Here is a 16,462-nt window from a genome sequence, read left to right as displayed (position 1 = left end):
TCCCATCCCGCCTCAACCGGCCTGCTTCACGCGCATGTACCATTCGACGAGCCGGCGAACCTGACGCTCGGTGTAGCCGCGCTCCACCATGCGTGCAACGAACTCACCGTGCTTCTTCTCCGTCTCGCCGTCCTTCTTCGACCCGAAGGAGATGACCGGAAGCAGGTCCTCGACTTGGGAGAATATCCTCTTTTCGATCACGTCGCGAATCTTCTCGTAGGACGTCCAGGTCGGATTCTTGCCGCCGTTCTGGGCCCGGGAGCGTAACGAGAATTTGACGACCTCGTTGCGGAAGTCCTTGGGGTTGGCGATGCCCGCCGGCTTCTCGATTTTCGTCAATTCCTGGTTCAAAAGCTCGCGATCCAGCAGCTGGCCGGTGTCGGGATCCTTGAAATCCTGATCCTCGATCCAGGCGTCGGCATAATCGACGTAGCGGTCGAACAGGTTCTGGCCGTAGTCCGAGTAGGATTCGAGATAAGCCTTCTGGATCTCGTTGCCGATGAACTCGGCATAGCGCGGCGCGAGCTCTGCCTTGATGAATTCGAGATAACGTTTCTCGGTTTCCTCCGGCAGCTGCTCGCGGCGGATCGCCTGCTCCAGCGCGTACATCAGGTGCACGGCGTCGGCGGCGACCTCCTGCGGATCGTGGTTGAAGGTCGCAGCCAGTATCTTGAAGGCGAAACGGGTGGAGACGCCGTCCATGCCCTCGTCGACGCCGGCGGCGTCGCGATATTCCTGGACGCTGCGCGCCTTCGGATCGGATTCCTTCAGGCTCTCGCCGTCATAGACCCGCATCTTGCCGAACAGCGTGGAATTCTCGTGCTTGCGCAGACGCGACATCACCGAGAACCGAGCCAGCGTCTCCAGCGTCGAGGGCGCGCAAGGCGCGGCCGCGAGCTCGGAGCCCTGGATCAGCTTCTCGTAGATCTTCTGCTCCTCGGTGACGCGCAGGCAGTACGGCACCTTGATCACGCAGATGCGGTCGATGAAGGCTTCGTTGTTCTTGTTGGCCTTGAAGCTCGCCCACTCGGCCTCGTTGGAGTGCGCGAGGATGACGCCGGTGAAGGGAATCGCGCCGATGTTCTCGGTGCCGATGTAGTTGCCTTCCTGCGTCGCCGTGAGCAGCGGATGCAGCATCTTGATCGGCGCCTTGAACATCTCGACGAACTCGAGCACGCCCTGATTGGCGCGATTGAGGCCGCCGGAATAGCTGTAGGCGTCGGGATCGTTCTGCGCGTAGGTCTCGAGCTTGCGGATGTCGACCTTGCCCACCAGCGAGGAGATGTCCTGGTTGTTCTCGTCACCCGGCTCGGTCTTGGAGATCGCGATCTGGCGTAGCCGCGACGGCTGGATTTTTGCGACCCGGAACTGGGAAATATCGCCGCCGAAGGCTTCGAGCCGCTTGTAGCACCACGGACTCATCAGGCCGGTGAGGCGGCGGCGCGGAATGCCGTACTTCTCTTCCAGCATCGGGCCGAGATGATCGGGATCGAACAGGCTGAGCGGGCTCTCGAACACGGGCGATAGTTCGTCGCCGGCCTTCAGCACGTAGATCGGATGCACTTCCATCAGCGACTTCAACCGCTCGGCGAGCGAGGATTTGCCGCCGCCGACCGGGCCGAGCAGATAGAGGATCTGCTTGCGCTCTTCGAGGCCTTGCGCGGCGTGGCGGAAGAAACCGACGATGCGCTCGATGGTTTCTTCCATGCCGTAGAAGCCCGCGAAGGCCGGATAGGTACGGATCGTGCGGTTCAAAAAAATACGGCCAAGGCGGGTATCCTTGGCCGTGTCGATCGTCTGGGGGTCACCGATGGCAGCTAGCAGTCGTTCGGCCGCGTTCGCGTATTTCATGGGATCGCTTCGACACGATTCCAGATATTCCGCCATCGACATGTCGTGCTGGCTTCTCGCCTCGAACGACCGAGCGAAAGCGTTGAATAGAGAATCGTTGTACATGATCCCTCTCCGCGTGAAGTTCCGCTACAAGCTGAAACGAAAGCAGTTACCGGACCGTTCCTCAGGCCGTTTCGAATCAGCGTGAGCACATGACGATCATTGGACACCTTGGTGCCGGCTCGACGCAACGCACAACGTAGGCACTCGTTGAGTTACGAACAGGCACATGCCTGTAATTTGAGCGAATCTACATCCATATTGGCTCATTTCCAGAAAATGTCACTCGCTCGCAACATCCGGGCATTACCGGGGATGCGTTCATCCGGCGCTGCAGCATAGCGATCTGCCAGCGGCGATCTTATGACGCTTGTACGGCGAAGCCTTGAGCGGTCGTTCATCTTCCTGCTGCAATGCAGTGCACAGACCGCCGACGGTGCGACGATCATGGCAAGCGCAGCGATGTATCGAAATCAGTCGCCGAGTCCTGCGACAAACGAACCATGCGAACGCCTCGCGCACAAAGCGACGCGCTCGGCTCTGCCGCCGCAGGACTGCGTCAGCAGGATCATCCTGCGACTTGCGTCACGCCTCGGTCAAAACTTCCGCCACTAAAGTCGTACAGCAGTCATTCGTTGCCGTCGCGACCGTTGCCGCTGCGACGATCGCGAATGCCAACAGAATGACGAACACCACCCTCCCAGTTCGGCAGGGCCGCCTGGATCGCCATGATCGCGACGGAGTTACCGCGCAGGGTATGACGCCCATGCCCTTGATTGGTTCCCACAAGGAAGCATGTAGGCTACAGGATAGCGCGTCAGGACCGGCGCGGAAACCCCTCGCCCGCAGGCTTGGAGACAATAAACATCATGAATTCCGTCAAAGAACTGGAAAAGCACGGACAAGCCGTCTGGCTGGACTTCCTCGCCCGCGGCTTCATCGCCAATGGCGATTTGAAGCGGCTGATCGACACCGACGGCGTCAAGGGCGTCACCTCCAATCCTTCGATCTTCGAGAAGGCGATCGGCAGCTCGGACGAGTACGACGCCCCGATCGGCAAGGCGCTGAAGCGCGGCGACCGGACCGTGGCAGAGTTGTTCGAGGCGGTCGCGATCGAGGACATCCAGAGTGCCGCCGACGTGCTGCGCCCGGTCTATGACCGCCTCAAGGGCGGCGACGGCTATGTCAGCCTGGAAGTGTCGCCTTACCTCGCGATGGACACGTCGGGCACGGTCGCCGAAGCGCGGCGGCTCTGGAAGGACGTTGGTCGCAAGAACCTGATGGTGAAGGTGCCGGCGACGCCCGAGGGCCTGCCGGCGATCGAGCAGCTGATCGGCGACGGCATCAGCATCAACATCACGCTGCTGTTTTCCAAGGAGGTCTATCTCCAGGTCGCCGAGGCCTACATCGCCGGGCTCGAAAAATACGTCGCCGGGGGCGGCGATCCCTCGCATGTGGCGAGCGTCGCGAGCTTCTTCGTCAGCCGCATCGACTCGGTCGTCGACAAGCAGCTCGACGAGAAGATCGCCCGCGCCAACGACCCCTCCGAAAAGGAGCGGCTCGCCGCGCTCAAGGGCAAGGTCGCGATCGCCAATGCCAAGCTCGCCTATCAGGACTACAAGCGCCTGTTCTCAGGGCCGCGCTGGGAGAAGCTCGCTGCCAAGGGCGCCCAGCCGCAGCGCATGCTGTGGGCATCCACCGGCACCAAGAACAAGGACTACAGCGACGTCCTCTATGTCGAGGAGCTGATCGGCCCCGACACCGTCAACACCGTGCCGCCGGCGACGCTCGACGCCTTCCGCGACCACGGCAAGCCGCGCGACAGTCTGGAAGAGAATATCGAGGATGCGCAGCGCGTGCTGGAGGAGCTGGAGCGCTCGGGCATCTCGCTCGATGCGATCACCGAGGAGCTGGTCAAGGACGGCGTCAAGCTGTTCGCCGACGCCGCCGACAAGCTCTATGGCGCCGTCGCCCACAAGCGCGTCACCGTGCTGGGCCCCGCGCTCGACCGCCAATCTCTCTCGCTCGGCGACGGGCTCGGCAAGGCGGTGGTGGAGAGCACCGAGGAATGGCGGGCGTCAGCCAAGATCCGCAGGCTGTGGCAGCGCGACAAATCGGTCTGGACCGGCGCGGATGAGGACAAATGGCTGGGCTGGCTCGACAGCGCGGCCAAGGCCGATATCGCCGACTACGAGGATTATGCGGGCCGGGTGAAGGGCCAAAAGTTCTCCGACGCCGTCGTGCTCGGCATGGGCGGATCGAGCCTCGGGCCGGAGGTGCTCGCCGAAACCTTCGGCAAGAAGCCCGGCTTCCCGAAACTGCATGTGCTTGATTCCACCGATCCGGCGCAGGTGCGGGCGATGGAGGCCCGGATCGACATCGCCAACACCGTCTTCATCGTCTCCAGCAAATCCGGCGGCACGACCGAGCCGAATGCGATGAAGGACTATTTCCATGCGCAGGTGGCCAAGGCGGTCGGGACCAAGGTGAAGACCGGCCATCGCTTCATCGCCGTGACCGATCCCGGCTCGTCGCTGGAGAAGGCAGCGAAGAAGCTGAACTATGCCCGCATCTTCCACGGCGAGCCCTCGATCGGCGGACGCTACTCCGTGCTGTCGCCGTTCGGCCTCGTGCCCGCGGCGACCGCGGGCATCGACGTCAAGACCTTCATCAAGCATGCACTGGCGATGGCCCGCTCCTGCGGGCCGGACGTGCCGCCGTCCGAAAACCCCGGCGTGCAGCTCGGACTTGCCATGGGCCTCGCCGGCCTGGAAGGCCGAGACAAGGTGACGATCCTGGCCTCGAAGAAGATCGCCGATTTCGGCGCCTGGGCCGAGCAGCTCATCGCGGAATCCACCGGCAAGGAAGGCAAGGGCCTGATCCCGATCGAGGGCGAGCCGCTGGGTGATCCTTCCGTCTACGGCAGCGATCGCTTCTTCATCGATATCCGTATCGAGGGCGAGGCGGATGCGGCCCACGACTCCCAGCTTGCCGCCATCGAGGCGGCCGGCCATCCCGTGGTCCGTATCGTCATGAAGTCGATCGAGCATCTCGGTCAGGAGTTCTTCCGCTTCGAGATGGCGACGGCCGTGGCCGGCAGCATCCTCGGCATCAACCCGTTCGACCAACCGGACGTGGAGGCGGCCAAGATCAAGACGCGCGAGCTCACGTCCGCCTTCGAGAAGACCGGCGCGCTGCCGGAAGAGCAGCCGGTGGTCAGCACCACGGACGCCGATCTCTACACCGACGAAGCCAACGCCACGGCGCTCCGCGCCGCCGGCGCCAATGGCGACCTCACCTCCTGGCTGAAGGCGCATCTGTCGCGCTCGGGCGATGGCGACTATGTCGCCCTGCTCGGCTACGTCGAGCGCGACAAGGCCACGATGGACGCGCTCCAGGCCATGCGGCTCGAGGTGCGCGAGAAGCGGCATGTCGCCACCTGCGCCGAGTTCGGCCCGCGCTTCCTGCACTCGACCGGACAAGCCTACAAGGGCGGACCCGACAGCGGCGTGTTCCTCCAGATCACGGCCGACGACGCCAAGGATCTCGCGGTGCCGGGCCAGAAGGCCAGCTTCGGCGTGATCAAGGCGGCGCAGGCGCGCGGCGATTTCGACGTGCTCACCGAGCGCGGCCGGCGTGCGCTGCGCGTGCATTTGAAAGGCGGAGTCAAGAAAGGTCTCGCCGCGCTCAATGCGGCGCTCAACGACGCGCTGAACTAAGGGAATCTCTCACATGCAGCTCGGCATGATCGGCCTCGGCCGGATGGGCGGCAACATCGTTCGCCGCCTGATGCGTCACGGACATTCGACCGTGGTCTATGACAAGGATCCCAAGGCCGTCGCGGGCCTTGCGGCAGACGGCGCGGTGGGCGCGGCGACGCTCGAGGAGTTCATCTCGAAGCTCGAGCGGCCGCGCACCGCCTGGGTGATGCTGCCGGCGGGGCGCATCACCGAAACCACGATCGAGACGATCGCGGGCGTGATGCAGGCTGGCGACGTCATCATCGACGGCGGCAACACCTTCTGGCAGGACGACGTCCGCCGCGGCAAGGCGTTGAAGGAGCGCGGCATCCATTACGTCGACGTCGGCACGTCCGGCGGCGTCTGGGGGCTCGAGCGCGGCTATTGCATGATGATCGGCGGCGAGAAGCAGGTGGTGGACCGGCTCGATCCGATCTTTGCGGCACTCGCGCCCGGCGCCGGCGACATTCCGCGCACCGAGGGACGCGAGGGCCGCGATCCCCGCATCGAGCAGGGGTACATCCATGCCGGTCCGGTCGGCGCCGGCCATTTCGTCAAGATGATCCATAACGGCATCGAATACGGCCTGATGCAGGCCTATGCCGAAGGTTTCGACATCCTCAAGAATGCGAACATCGACGCCCTGCCGGCGGACCACCGCTACGATTTCGATCTGGCCGACATCGCGGAAGTGTGGCGGCGTGGCAGCGTGATCCCGTCCTGGCTGCTCGACCTTACCTCGACCGCGCTCGCCGACAGCCCGCAGCTCGCGGAATATTCCGGCTTCGTGGAGGATTCCGGCGAAGGGCGCTGGACCGTGAATGCGGCGATCGACGAGGCCGTACCGGCCGAAGTGCTGACGGCCGCGCTCTACACACGTTTCCGTTCCCGTCGGGAACACACCTTCGCGGAGAAAATTCTCTCCGCGATGCGCGCAGGGTTCGGCGGCCACAAGGAGCCGAAGCAGCCGGGCGCTTCGAAGCCCAAATGAGCTCGCAAAGCTAAGCGTAATAAAGCGAAGGCAAATCGTTCGTGACAAAAGACCCGCAATCAAAGCGCAAGCCGGAAAATTGCGCGTTCGTCATTTTCGGTGTCACCGGGGACCTCACTCACCGCCTGGTGATGCCTTCGCTCTACAATCTGGCGGCCGAACACCTGTTGCCGGAAAAGTTCTGCGTCGTCGGCGTCGCGCGCAGGGGCCAGTCGGACGACGAGCTGCGCGACAGCCTGTTGAAGGGCCTGCGTCAGTTTGCGACCCGCCCCGTCGACGACGACATTGCCAGGAAGCTGCTGGAATGCGTCACCTTCGTCGAGGCGGACGCAAAGGATCCGCCCTCCTTTGATCGCCTGCGCGAGCATCTGGATTCGCTGGAATGCGCGCAGGACACCGGCGGCAACCGGCTGTTCTACCTGGCCACGCCGCCCGCCGCCTTCGCGCCGACCGCGCGCGAGCTCGGCCGCACCGGCATGATGAAGGAGAACCGCGCCTGGCGTCGTCTCGTGATCGAGAAACCGTTCGGCACCGATCTCGCCTCGGCGCGCGCGCTGAATGCCGAGCTGCTGAAGATCATGGAGGAGCACCAGATCTACCGGATCGATCATTATCTCGGCAAGGAAACGGTGCAGAACATCCTGGTGCTGCGCTTTGCCAACGGCATGTTCGAGCCGATCTGGAATCGCAACCACATCGACCACATCCAGATCACGGTTGAGGAGAAGCTCGGCGTCGGCCATCGCGGCGGCTTCTACGACGCTACCGGTGCGTTGCGCGACATGGTGCCGAACCATCTGTTCCAGCTGATGTCGCTGGTCGCGATGGAGCCGCCGGCGCGGTTCGACGCGCATTCGGTGCGCTCCGAAAAGGCCGACGTGCTCACCGCGATCCAGCGGCCAAGCCGGGAAGAGGCGCTGAGAAATTCGGTCCGAGCGCAGTATCTGGCAGGCCGTGTCGGCGACGAGGAGATCCCGGATTATCGCAAGACCGAAGAGGTCAAGCCCGGCAGCACGACCGAGACTTTTGTCGCGCTCAAGCTGATGATCGACAACTGGCGCTGGGCCGGCGTTCCCTTTTATCTGCGTACCGGCAAGGCGCTCGGGCACAAGCGGACGGAAGTGGCGATCAAGTTCAAGCAGGCGCCGCTGTCGATGTTTTCAGGCACCGACATCGACCGCCTGTCGCAGAACTTCTTGACCATCGGCATCGCACCGACCGAGACGATCGAACTTCAGTTCAACGCAAAAATCCCGGGGCCGAGCATCACCATCGACGGCGTCGAGATGAAATTCAAGTACGGCGATTATTTCCGCGCTGATCCCTCGACCGGCTACGAAACGCTAATCTATGACTGCATGATCGGCGACAACATCCTTTTCCAGCGCGCCGACGGTATCGAGGCAGGCTGGCAGGCGGTGCAGCCGTTCCTGGACGCCTGGAAAGGCGCAGGCACCAACGGCGTCGAAACCTATGAAGCCGGCAGCGATGGGCCGGCCTGCGCCGACGAATTGCTTCGGCGCGACGGACGAAGCTGGCGGAAATACTCGTGATGACGGCCGCCGACCAGCCGAAGCTAATCGTCGCGGCGGATGTAGAGGCCCTGGCTCAGGCCGCGGCCGAACGGGTGATGGCGCGGATCGCCGCCAACTCCTCGCGCATCGCGATCTGCCTGACCGGCGGCTCCAGCCCGAAGAAGCTCTATCAATTGCTGGGCAGCGACGCCTGGCGCGGCAGGATTCCGTGGGATCGCGTGCATTGGTTCATCGGCGACGAGCGCTTCGTCCCCGAAAGCGATCCCCTCAACAACATGGCGGTCGCGCGCGCGATCTTCCTCGATCGCGACGCACCTGCCGGCCATATCCACCCGATTCCGACGGCGGCCGACAATCCGGATGCCAGCGCCGAGGCCTATGCGCGCGAGCTGCAGGAGTTCTATGGCGCTGAAAGCCTCGATCCATCCCGGCCGCTGTTCGATCTCGTCCTGATGGGCGCGGGTCCGGATGGCCACACCGCCTCGCTCTTCCCGGGCTATCCCGAGATCGAGGAGACCACGCGCTGGGTTGTCGGCGTCCCCAAGGCCAATGTCGCGCCGTTCGTACCGCGGGTCTCGCTCACTTTGCCCGTCCTGGCATCCTGCCGCGAAATGCTGTTCGAGATTTCCGGGCACGACAAGCAGCCGATCTTGACGCGCCTCCTCAATGGCGAGACTCTGCCGGCATCACGCGCGCGCTCGAATGGTGAGACCGTCTGGCTGGTCGACCAGGCCGCGCTTCCGGAGGGAATTCGTGGGCCGCGTTGAAGCACCTTGTGCATTGATCGTGATGGGCGTGTCGGGCTCGGGCAAGAGCACGATCGCCGAAGCGCTCGGCCAGCGCCTCGGCTGGCGGTTCGAGGACGGCGACAGCTTTCATCCCGCCAGCAATGTCGAGAAGATGCGGGCGGGCCAGCCGCTCACCGACGAGGACCGCTGGCCCTGGCTCAACGCCATCGCCGACGAGATCGCGCGGGTCTGCGACAAGGGCGAGCACGTCATCATCGCCTGCTCGGCGCTGAAACACGCCTATCGCGACGTGCTGCTGCGTGGACGCGACGACGTCCGCTTCGTCTTCCTGAAGGGCACGAAGGAACTCATCGCGGAGCGCCTCGCACACCGCAAAGGCCATTTCATGCCGCCCGGGCTGTTGAAGAGTCAGTTCGACACCCTGGAGCCGCCGGAGGCGGGGGAGCACGTCATCACCGTGTCGATCGACGAATCCGTCGAGGCGATCGTGGACGGCGTGGTGCGGCAGCTGAAGCTGAGCGGGGCGAAGCGCTGAGCAAGAAACTGAAATCTTCAAGAAAACTGAGCCTTGAGGTCCTGCCATGACGAAGATCTCGCTGGTTGTCTCCGACGTCGACGGCACGCTGCTGACCAAGGACAAGACACTGACGGAGCGCGCGAGGTCCGCCGTGCAGCGGTTGCATCAGGCCGGCATCGGCTTCACCATTACCTCCAGCCGCCCCGCGATCGGGATGCGCTTTTTGATCGAGCCGCTGGCGCTCTGGCTCCCGGTCGGTCCGTTCAACGGCTCCTCGATCGTCGATCCCGAGATGAGGGCGGTCGAGCAGCAGCTGATCCCGGCGAGCGCGGCCGAGCGGTCCCTGCAAATCTTGCGCGAGTTCGGCGCCGACGTCTGGCTCTTCACCACCGACAAATGGCTGATCGACAACCCCGAGGGACAATACGTCGCGCATGAGCGGCACACGATCCGTTCCGATCCGACCATCGTGACGGACTTTTCGCCGTATCTCGCCAGCGCCTGCAAGATCGTCGGCGCCAGTGCCGATGCCGCGCGCCTGGAGGCTTGCGAGAAGGTCATGCAGGACGCGCTCGGCAGCGCGGCGACCGCAGTGCGCTCGCAGACCTATTATCTCGACATCACTCCGCCGGGCTTCAACAAGGGCACCTTCGTGCTGGCCATGGCCAAGCGCCTCGGCATTGCCACCGATGCAGTCGCCACCATCGGCGACATGCAGAACGACCTCGCGATGTTCCGCGTCAGCGGCATGTCGATCGCCATGGGCAATGCCGCCGACAACGTCAAGGACCAGGCGACGCATGTCACTGCAAGCAACGAGCAGGACGGCTTTGCCGAGGCGATGGAGATGATCTTGAAGCGGAATGGGGTGGGCTGAGCGATCGATTCCCTCCGCGTTGTGGGTAGAGCAATCGGATGTGAGCTTGGCGCGGTCTGAGCAAGCGCCTCGTCCTTCGAGACGACCGCTTCGCGGTCTCCTCAGGGTGAGGCTAAGCGGCACCGGCGATCTCATCCTGAGGGTCCGCCAACGGCGGGCGTCTCGAAGGATGACCGCAGCACCTTCTCGCAGATGTAGTGATAGCCATGGCTACTTCGACCGCTGCACTGCCGGCTTCTCGCTCTCCTGCCTTGCCGCGGAGAGATTGTGCGCGGTGTTGATCAGCGCGATATGGGTCAGCGCCTGCGGGAAGTTGCCCGTCTGGCGCCGTGCGACGGAATCATATTCCTCCGCCAATAGCCCGACATCGTTCGCAACGCTCACCACGCGATCGAGCAGGACTTGTGCCTTGTCGAGATCGCCGGCCAGCACATGGGCGTCGGCGAGCCAGAGCGTGCAGGCCAGGAAGGCGCCTTCGAGCGGCGGCTGGCCGGGAGGCAGCTCGCGCGGATCGTGCCGCAGCACGAAGCCGTCGCGCATCAAGCATGTCTCGACGGCCGCGATGGTGCCGCGGATGCGCGGATCATCAGGCGGCAGGAAGCCCACGGCCGGCAGCAGCAGCACACTGGCATCGAGCATCTTCGAACCGTAGGACTCGACGAAGGCATTTTCCTGGGCGTCAAATCCCCGGTTGCAGACGTCGCGATGAATGGCCTCGCGCAGCGCGCGCCAGTGCAACAGCGGCGCCTTCAAGCCAAACGTCTCTGCGCTCTTGATGCCGCGATCGAAGGCGACCCAAGTCATCACCTTGGAAAAGACGTAGTGCTTGGGCTGGCCGCGGCGCTCCCAGATGCCGTGGTCCGGGTGATCCCAGACCTCGGCGAGATGCTGGAGCACCGCGCATTCCAGCGCCCATGTCGCCTCATCATCGAGCTTGAGCTTGGCCATCCGCGACTGGTGGAAGGCGTCGATCAGTTCGCCATAGACGTCGAGCTGGAGCTGCGCGTGCGCGGCATTGCCGACGCGCACGGGCTTCGCGCCCTCATAGCCGTCTAGCCAACCCGCCTCCCATTCCAGCAGGCGGCGCTGGCCCCAGATGCCGTACATGATCTGCATGTTCGCAGGCGAGCCGGCGGCGGCGCGCAGCAGCCAATTGTGCCAGGCCAGGGCTTCCTCGGTGTAGCCCGAGTTCATCAGCGCCAGCAATGTGAAGGTAGCGTCGCGCAGCCAGCAGAAGCGATAGTCCCAGTTCCTGCTCCCGCCGAGCTTCTCGGGCAGCGACGTTGTCGGCGCCGCGACAATGCCGCCGGTCGGGGCAAAGGTCAGCGCCTTCAGCGTGATCAGCGAGCGCATCACGAGATCCTGATAGTCACCGTCGCGGGTGCAATGACCGCACCACTCCTGCCAGAATTTTTCGGTCTCTTGGAGGGCGACCTCATGGTCTATCGGAGCGGGTGGCTCGATATGCGAGGGGCCGTAGGTGAGCACGAAGGGTACGGTCTCGCCGGCACTCACCTCGAAGTCGGCAACCGTGGTCAGATCCTCGCCACGGGTCTCGACAGGCGTGCGCAGCACGGTCATGTCTTGGCCGGCTATCGCCATGAGCGAATGATCAATCCGCCGCACCCAGGGGATATCGATGCCGAAGCCAAAGCGGATGACGAGCTCCATCCGCATGTTGACCTTGCCGCTGACGCCACGAACCAGGCGCACGATGTCGGACGCCTTGCCGCGCGGCGGCATGAAGTCGACCAGCGCTATGGCGCCGCTCTTCGTCTCGAAGCGGGTCTCGAGGATGAGGGTATTGCCGAGATAGCGGCGCGAGATGCGGATGACATCCTCGCGCGGCGCGATCAGCCAGCGGCCATTCTTGGGGTTACCGAGGATCGCGGCAAAGCAGGCATCGGAATCGAAGGCCGGCCAGCACAGCCAGTCGATGGAGCCGTTGCGCCCAACAAGCGCAGCGGTCTCGCAGTCGCCGATCAGCGCATAGTCTTCGATCTTCTGCGACAATGCTTTGCCAGCCTGAAAAACCCCGGTCGATCAACTCCCGCCGTTTAACGAGCGCTCCCGCGTCGCTGCTCTCAAGGCCGTGAGATCGACCTTCGAGGCAATCTCGTCGAGCGCGACAGGCAGCCGCTGACGCCAGTTCGGATGTTCGTCGATCGTACCGGGAATATTGGGCTGGTCAATCACGCCGAGCAGATCCTCCATCGACACCGCGAGCAGCCGCGACGGCGTGCGCGACAGGAAGGCGAGCACGGAATAAAGGTCGTTGGCGGTGATGCCGTTCTGGCGCAGGATCTGGTCCAGCATGCCGAGCGCGTCCCAGCGCGCTTGCTCGCTCTCGCCGGGATCAATCCCGAGTGAAAGCTTCATCTTGAGGTCGCTGAAGGAGCGCCAGCCGGCATAGGTCGACAGATCATGGGTGTTCAGCGTGACCAGCGCGTTGGGCCGGTAGTGATCGCCGTTGCGGAAACGACCGGCATCGTCGCGCTCGAACATCATGACGAGGTAGGACCAGATGCCGAAATCCTGCATGGTCTCGCGGAAACCTTCCGGCACGGTGCCGAGATCCTCGCCGATCACGATGCACTTATGCCTGGCACTCTCGCTTGCCACCGCGGCCAGCAACGCCTCGAACGGCATCTGGACGTAGGCGCCGTTGTCGGGCTTGAAGCCGCGCGGTACCAGATAAAGCCGCTTCAAGCCGAGCACGTGATCGAGCCTGATGGCGCCGGCATGGCGCATAGACGCCGCGAGCATGTCGGCGAACGGCACGAAGGATTGGGCTTCCAGGCCGCCCGCGTTGAAGCCGGCGAGGCCCCAATCCTGGCCAACGGTGTTGAGCACGTCGGGCGGCGCGCCGACGGCGAGATGACGGGAGATCGCCATCTGCTCGTTCCAGGCATCGAAGCCGTTGGACTGCACGCCGACAGCGACGTCGAGATAGAGCCCGACCCGCATCCCGAGCTGGCCGGCCAGCTCCTTGGCGGCATGCAACTGGCTGTCGGCCGTCCATTGCACGAACTCGACGAACTCGACCTCGCGCTTGTCGGGCCCCTTGCGCAGATCGGCGCATTTTGCATCGTCTGGCCGTTGCCATTCCACCGGCCATTCCCACCACGGCGCGTTGAAACGATGGCGCAGCACTTCAAAGCAGGCAAAGCGCGACAACAGCGGCGCGCGGGCGGCGCGGAAGGCGTCGAACTCGCGCCGGCGTGCCTCGCTCGCGTTCGTCACGAAACTGTTGAAGGCGGCACGCAGGCCCAGCCATTTCAACGCCGCCATATCCGTATAGGGTACGCGATCGCCCTCGCGCAGGCGCGCCGCGGTCGCGGCGGCATCCGGCACGAGGTCGGCGGAAAATTCCGGGATCGCCTCGACGTCGATATAGAGCGGGTTGAGAAACAGCCGGCTGTTCGGCGAATAGGGGCTGCAATCGGCCGGGTAATCGTCGAACAGCACATGCAACGGATTGAGGCCGACGCCGTCAGCCCCCAATTGCTTGGCGAGCCGGACCAGATCGGCGAGATCGGTGAAATCGCCGATGCCCCAATTGCGGTTGGAGCGGACGCTGTAGAGCTGCACGGCGAGCAGCCAGCCGCGATCGAAATCGCCGCCGAAGGCGCGTTCGGGCGCCACGATCATCGGCACGTCTTCGCTCACGCCTTCGGCATCGGTGAGCGTCAACCGGTGATAGCCGAGCGGCAGGCCGGCAGGCCAGGCGATCACGGGCTCGCGCGTCTCGCCTTGCGCGACCGATTTGCCGTTTGCGCTCAATGTCCATCGCAGCGGCGGCGCGCCGATGGCCGCCAATTCCGTACGCGGATGCCCGAGGGCGCGCACCACGACCGGCCCCCCGACGAAGCGGTAGACCCGCTTTTCCGGCAGGGCGTCCAGGATGGATTTGAGGGCCACGGGGTCAGTGACCCGCAGCTTTCCCAAGGCATCGACGAATTCGGATTGAACGCCCTTGATCCGGGCTTGAGCTAAAAGATCCATTCGGCACGCAGCTTGCAGGCCACCCACTTGCCGGGGGCATCGATTTTCACGAGGCGGCGGAAGACGTTAGTCGGGCCTAACTCACCAACGGCGCCAGCCGTTCCCAAGGGAACTAATGACACAGAACCGGCTTTCTATATAGGTACCAAGCGTGGGTTCCCGCCAAGGGAAACGGGCTCCTGCTTTCTTGTCAATGGCATCACCGTGAACAAGACAATTCAAACTGTCGAAAGTGCCGCAGCCGGCAGCGCTTTCCTCATCGAGGACGTCTATCCCTTGATCGATGGCGGCCGCTTTGCCGTGAAGCGGATCGCGGGCGACCGGATCGAGGTTTGGGCCGACATCTACCGCGACGGCGAGGCCGTGATCGGCGCCGCGCTGCTGTGGCGCCGGGAGCAGGACCGCGAATGGCAGCGAGAGCCGATGGCCCATCATGGCAATGACCGCTGGTCGGGGACATTCACGCCCATGGAGGCGGGCCAATATTTTTATGCGATCGAAGCCTGGACCGATGAATTCGCCACCTGGTCGCACGGCGTCGCGCGCAAGCAGCGCTCCGGCGCCGACGTCAGCCTCGATGCGATCGAAGGCGCCGGCCTCTTGACCAAGGCGCATGGCACGCAGCAAGACGCAGCAGCGATCATCATCAGGCAGTGCGAGGATTATCTTCAGAGCGGCGACGTCGGCCCCCTGCTCGCGACCGAGCTCGGGCAAGCCATGGCCGAGAGCCAACAGCGCCCCGACCTCACCCGCTCGCCCTTATTCCCGCTGATCGCCGATCGCGACAAGGCGCGCTTCGGCGCCTGGTACCAGATGATGCCGCGTAGCCAGAGCCGGATTCCCGGCCAGCACGGCACGCTGAGGGACTGCATCGCCCGCGTGCCCGACATCGCCGCGATGGGCTTCGATGTGCTCTATTTCACGCCGATCCATCCGATCGGCAAAACCCGCCGCAAGGGCCGCAACAATGTACCGGTGGCCAGCGAAAGCGATCCCGGCTCGCCCTATGCGATCGGCACGGCGGACGGCGGGCACGATGCGCTGCATCCCGAGCTGGGCACGATCGAGGATTTTCGCGCGCTGGTCGCAACCTGTCTCGAATATGGCCTCGAGCTGGCGCTCGACTTCGCCGTGCAATGCTCGCCGGATCATCCCTGGCTGACGCAGCATCCGGAATGGTTCAAATGGCGGCCGAATCGCTCGGTGCGGACGGCGGACGGCCCCTATTCCGACATCGTCATTCCCGATTTCAACTCCGTCGACCGGGCCGGGCTGTGGAACGCGTTTCGCGATGCCATGCTGTTCTGGATCGATCATGGCGTGACCATCTTCGCCATCGACAATCACGACACCGCGCCGCTTCCGTTCTGGGAGTGGCTGATCCGCGACATCCGCCGCCGACATCCGGAGGTGATCCTGTTCTCCAAGACTTTTGCGCGACCAAAACTGATGAAGGGCCTAGCCAAGCTCGGCTTTGCGCAGTCCTTCAGTTATTTCCCCTGGCGCACCGACAGGTGGGAGCTGGAGCAGTATCTCGGCGAGCTGACGCGCTATCCCGAACGCGAGTTCTATCGGCCGAACCTGTTCGTCAACACGGCCGACCTGCTGCCCTACCATCTCCAGGGTGGTGAAGAATGGATGTTCAAGTCGCGCCTCGCACTGGCCGCGACGCTGTCAGGGAATTACGGCATTTATGGCGGATTCGAGCTCCTGGAGCACGAGGCGGTCCCGGGGCGTGAGGAATATCTCGATTCCGAGAAGTACCAGATCAAGCAGCGCGACTGGGACAAGCCCGGCAACATCAAGCCGTACATCACCGCCCTCAATCGCATCCGCAGCGAAAATGCGGCACTTCAGCAGACGGCCAATCTGCGCTTCCTCGGCGCCGAGGACGGCGAGACCATCGCCTTCGTCAAGCACGCCGCCGATCCCGCCAACACGGTCATCGTCGTGATCGCCCTGTCGCGCCATGTGCGCGAATTCTGGCTGCCCCTCGGCGACGTCACCGTTGACGCCGGCAGCCGGCGACACCATGTGACCGCCCTCGAAAACCTTCTCACCGGCGAACAGTCCCGCATCGAATGGGGCGGGATCAGGTTGCGTATCGATCCCGCGCGCGATCCGGCGCTGCTGTTCCGCGCCCTGGCGTAAGGGG

Annotated in this window: 10 protein-coding genes; 7 read left to right on the top strand and 3 right to left on the bottom strand. The window is 63.9% G+C overall.

The genetic code is table 11. From position 1 onward, the window contains the following. Positions 1 to 12: 12 nt before the first annotated feature. Entirely contained in the window at positions 13 to 1,956 is a 1,944-nt protein-coding gene (locus BCCGELA001_RS09335) for a PrkA family serine protein kinase (RefSeq protein WP_060735126.1), read from the bottom strand. Between the two features lie 806 nt (positions 1,957 to 2,762). Between BCCGELA001_RS09335 and BCCGELA001_RS09330 the strand changes: the two genes are divergently transcribed. From BCCGELA001_RS09330 to BCCGELA001_RS09305, 6 genes are read left to right on the top strand one after another with little or no spacing between them, the layout of a single operon-like run. Further along, positions 2,763 to 5,612, top strand: coding sequence for a bifunctional transaldolase/phosoglucose isomerase (locus BCCGELA001_RS09330; protein WP_060735125.1), 2,850 nt, complete (start codon positions 2,763 to 2,765; stop codon positions 5,610 to 5,612). A gap of 13 nt (positions 5,613 to 5,625) precedes the next feature. Beyond that, on the top strand, positions 5,626 to 6,624 hold the full coding sequence (gene gnd, locus BCCGELA001_RS09325) for a phosphogluconate dehydrogenase (NAD(+)-dependent, decarboxylating) (protein ID WP_060735124.1): 999 nt from the start codon (positions 5,626 to 5,628) through the stop codon (positions 6,622 to 6,624). Between the two features lie 41 nt (positions 6,625 to 6,665). After that, complete coding sequence (gene zwf / locus BCCGELA001_RS09320; RefSeq protein ID WP_060735123.1) at positions 6,666 to 8,177, top strand: glucose-6-phosphate dehydrogenase; 1,512 nt, start codon at positions 6,666 to 6,668, stop codon at positions 8,175 to 8,177. Continuing rightward, positions 8,177 to 8,926, top strand: coding sequence for a 6-phosphogluconolactonase (pgl, locus tag BCCGELA001_RS09315; protein ID WP_008559962.1), 750 nt, complete (start codon positions 8,177 to 8,179; stop codon positions 8,924 to 8,926). The genes zwf and pgl overlap by 1 nt, the downstream gene beginning before the upstream one ends. Then, the gene (locus BCCGELA001_RS09310; protein ID WP_144441228.1) at positions 8,913 to 9,443 is read left to right on the top strand and encodes a gluconokinase; all 531 of its coding nucleotides are present in this window, start codon (positions 8,913 to 8,915) and stop codon (positions 9,441 to 9,443) included. Before pgl ends, BCCGELA001_RS09310 begins: the two co-directional genes overlap by 14 nt. Positions 9,444 to 9,489: 46 nt before the next feature. Further along, the gene (locus tag BCCGELA001_RS09305; RefSeq protein WP_008559967.1) at positions 9,490 to 10,302 is read left to right on the top strand and encodes a Cof-type HAD-IIB family hydrolase; all 813 of its coding nucleotides are present in this window, start codon (positions 9,490 to 9,492) and stop codon (positions 10,300 to 10,302) included. Positions 10,303 to 10,512: 210 nt separating this feature from the next. On the opposite strand, the gene BCCGELA001_RS09300 is transcribed toward BCCGELA001_RS09305, so the two are convergent. After that, a complete protein-coding gene (locus BCCGELA001_RS09300; protein ID WP_008559970.1) occupies positions 10,513 to 12,315 on the bottom strand; it encodes a glycoside hydrolase family 15 protein in 1,803 nt (600 codons plus the stop codon). A gap of 30 nt (positions 12,316 to 12,345) precedes the next feature. Continuing rightward, on the bottom strand, positions 12,346 to 14,307 hold the full coding sequence (gene malQ, locus BCCGELA001_RS09295) for a 4-alpha-glucanotransferase (protein ID WP_008559972.1): 1,962 nt from the start codon (positions 14,305 to 14,307) through the stop codon (positions 12,346 to 12,348). 204 nt (positions 14,308 to 14,511) lie between these two features. Between malQ and BCCGELA001_RS09290 the strand changes: the two genes are divergently transcribed. Next, a complete protein-coding gene (locus BCCGELA001_RS09290; RefSeq protein ID WP_060735122.1) occupies positions 14,512 to 16,458 on the top strand; it encodes a maltotransferase domain-containing protein in 1,947 nt (648 codons plus the stop codon). Positions 16,459 to 16,462: the final 4 nt, after the last annotated feature.

Origin of the sequence: Bradyrhizobium sp. CCGE-LA001 (genome assembly GCF_000296215.2) — a bacterium.
In the GTDB taxonomy this organism is placed as follows: domain Bacteria; phylum Pseudomonadota; class Alphaproteobacteria; order Rhizobiales; family Xanthobacteraceae; genus Bradyrhizobium.
This window is presented reverse-complemented; position numbering and strand designations above follow the sequence as displayed.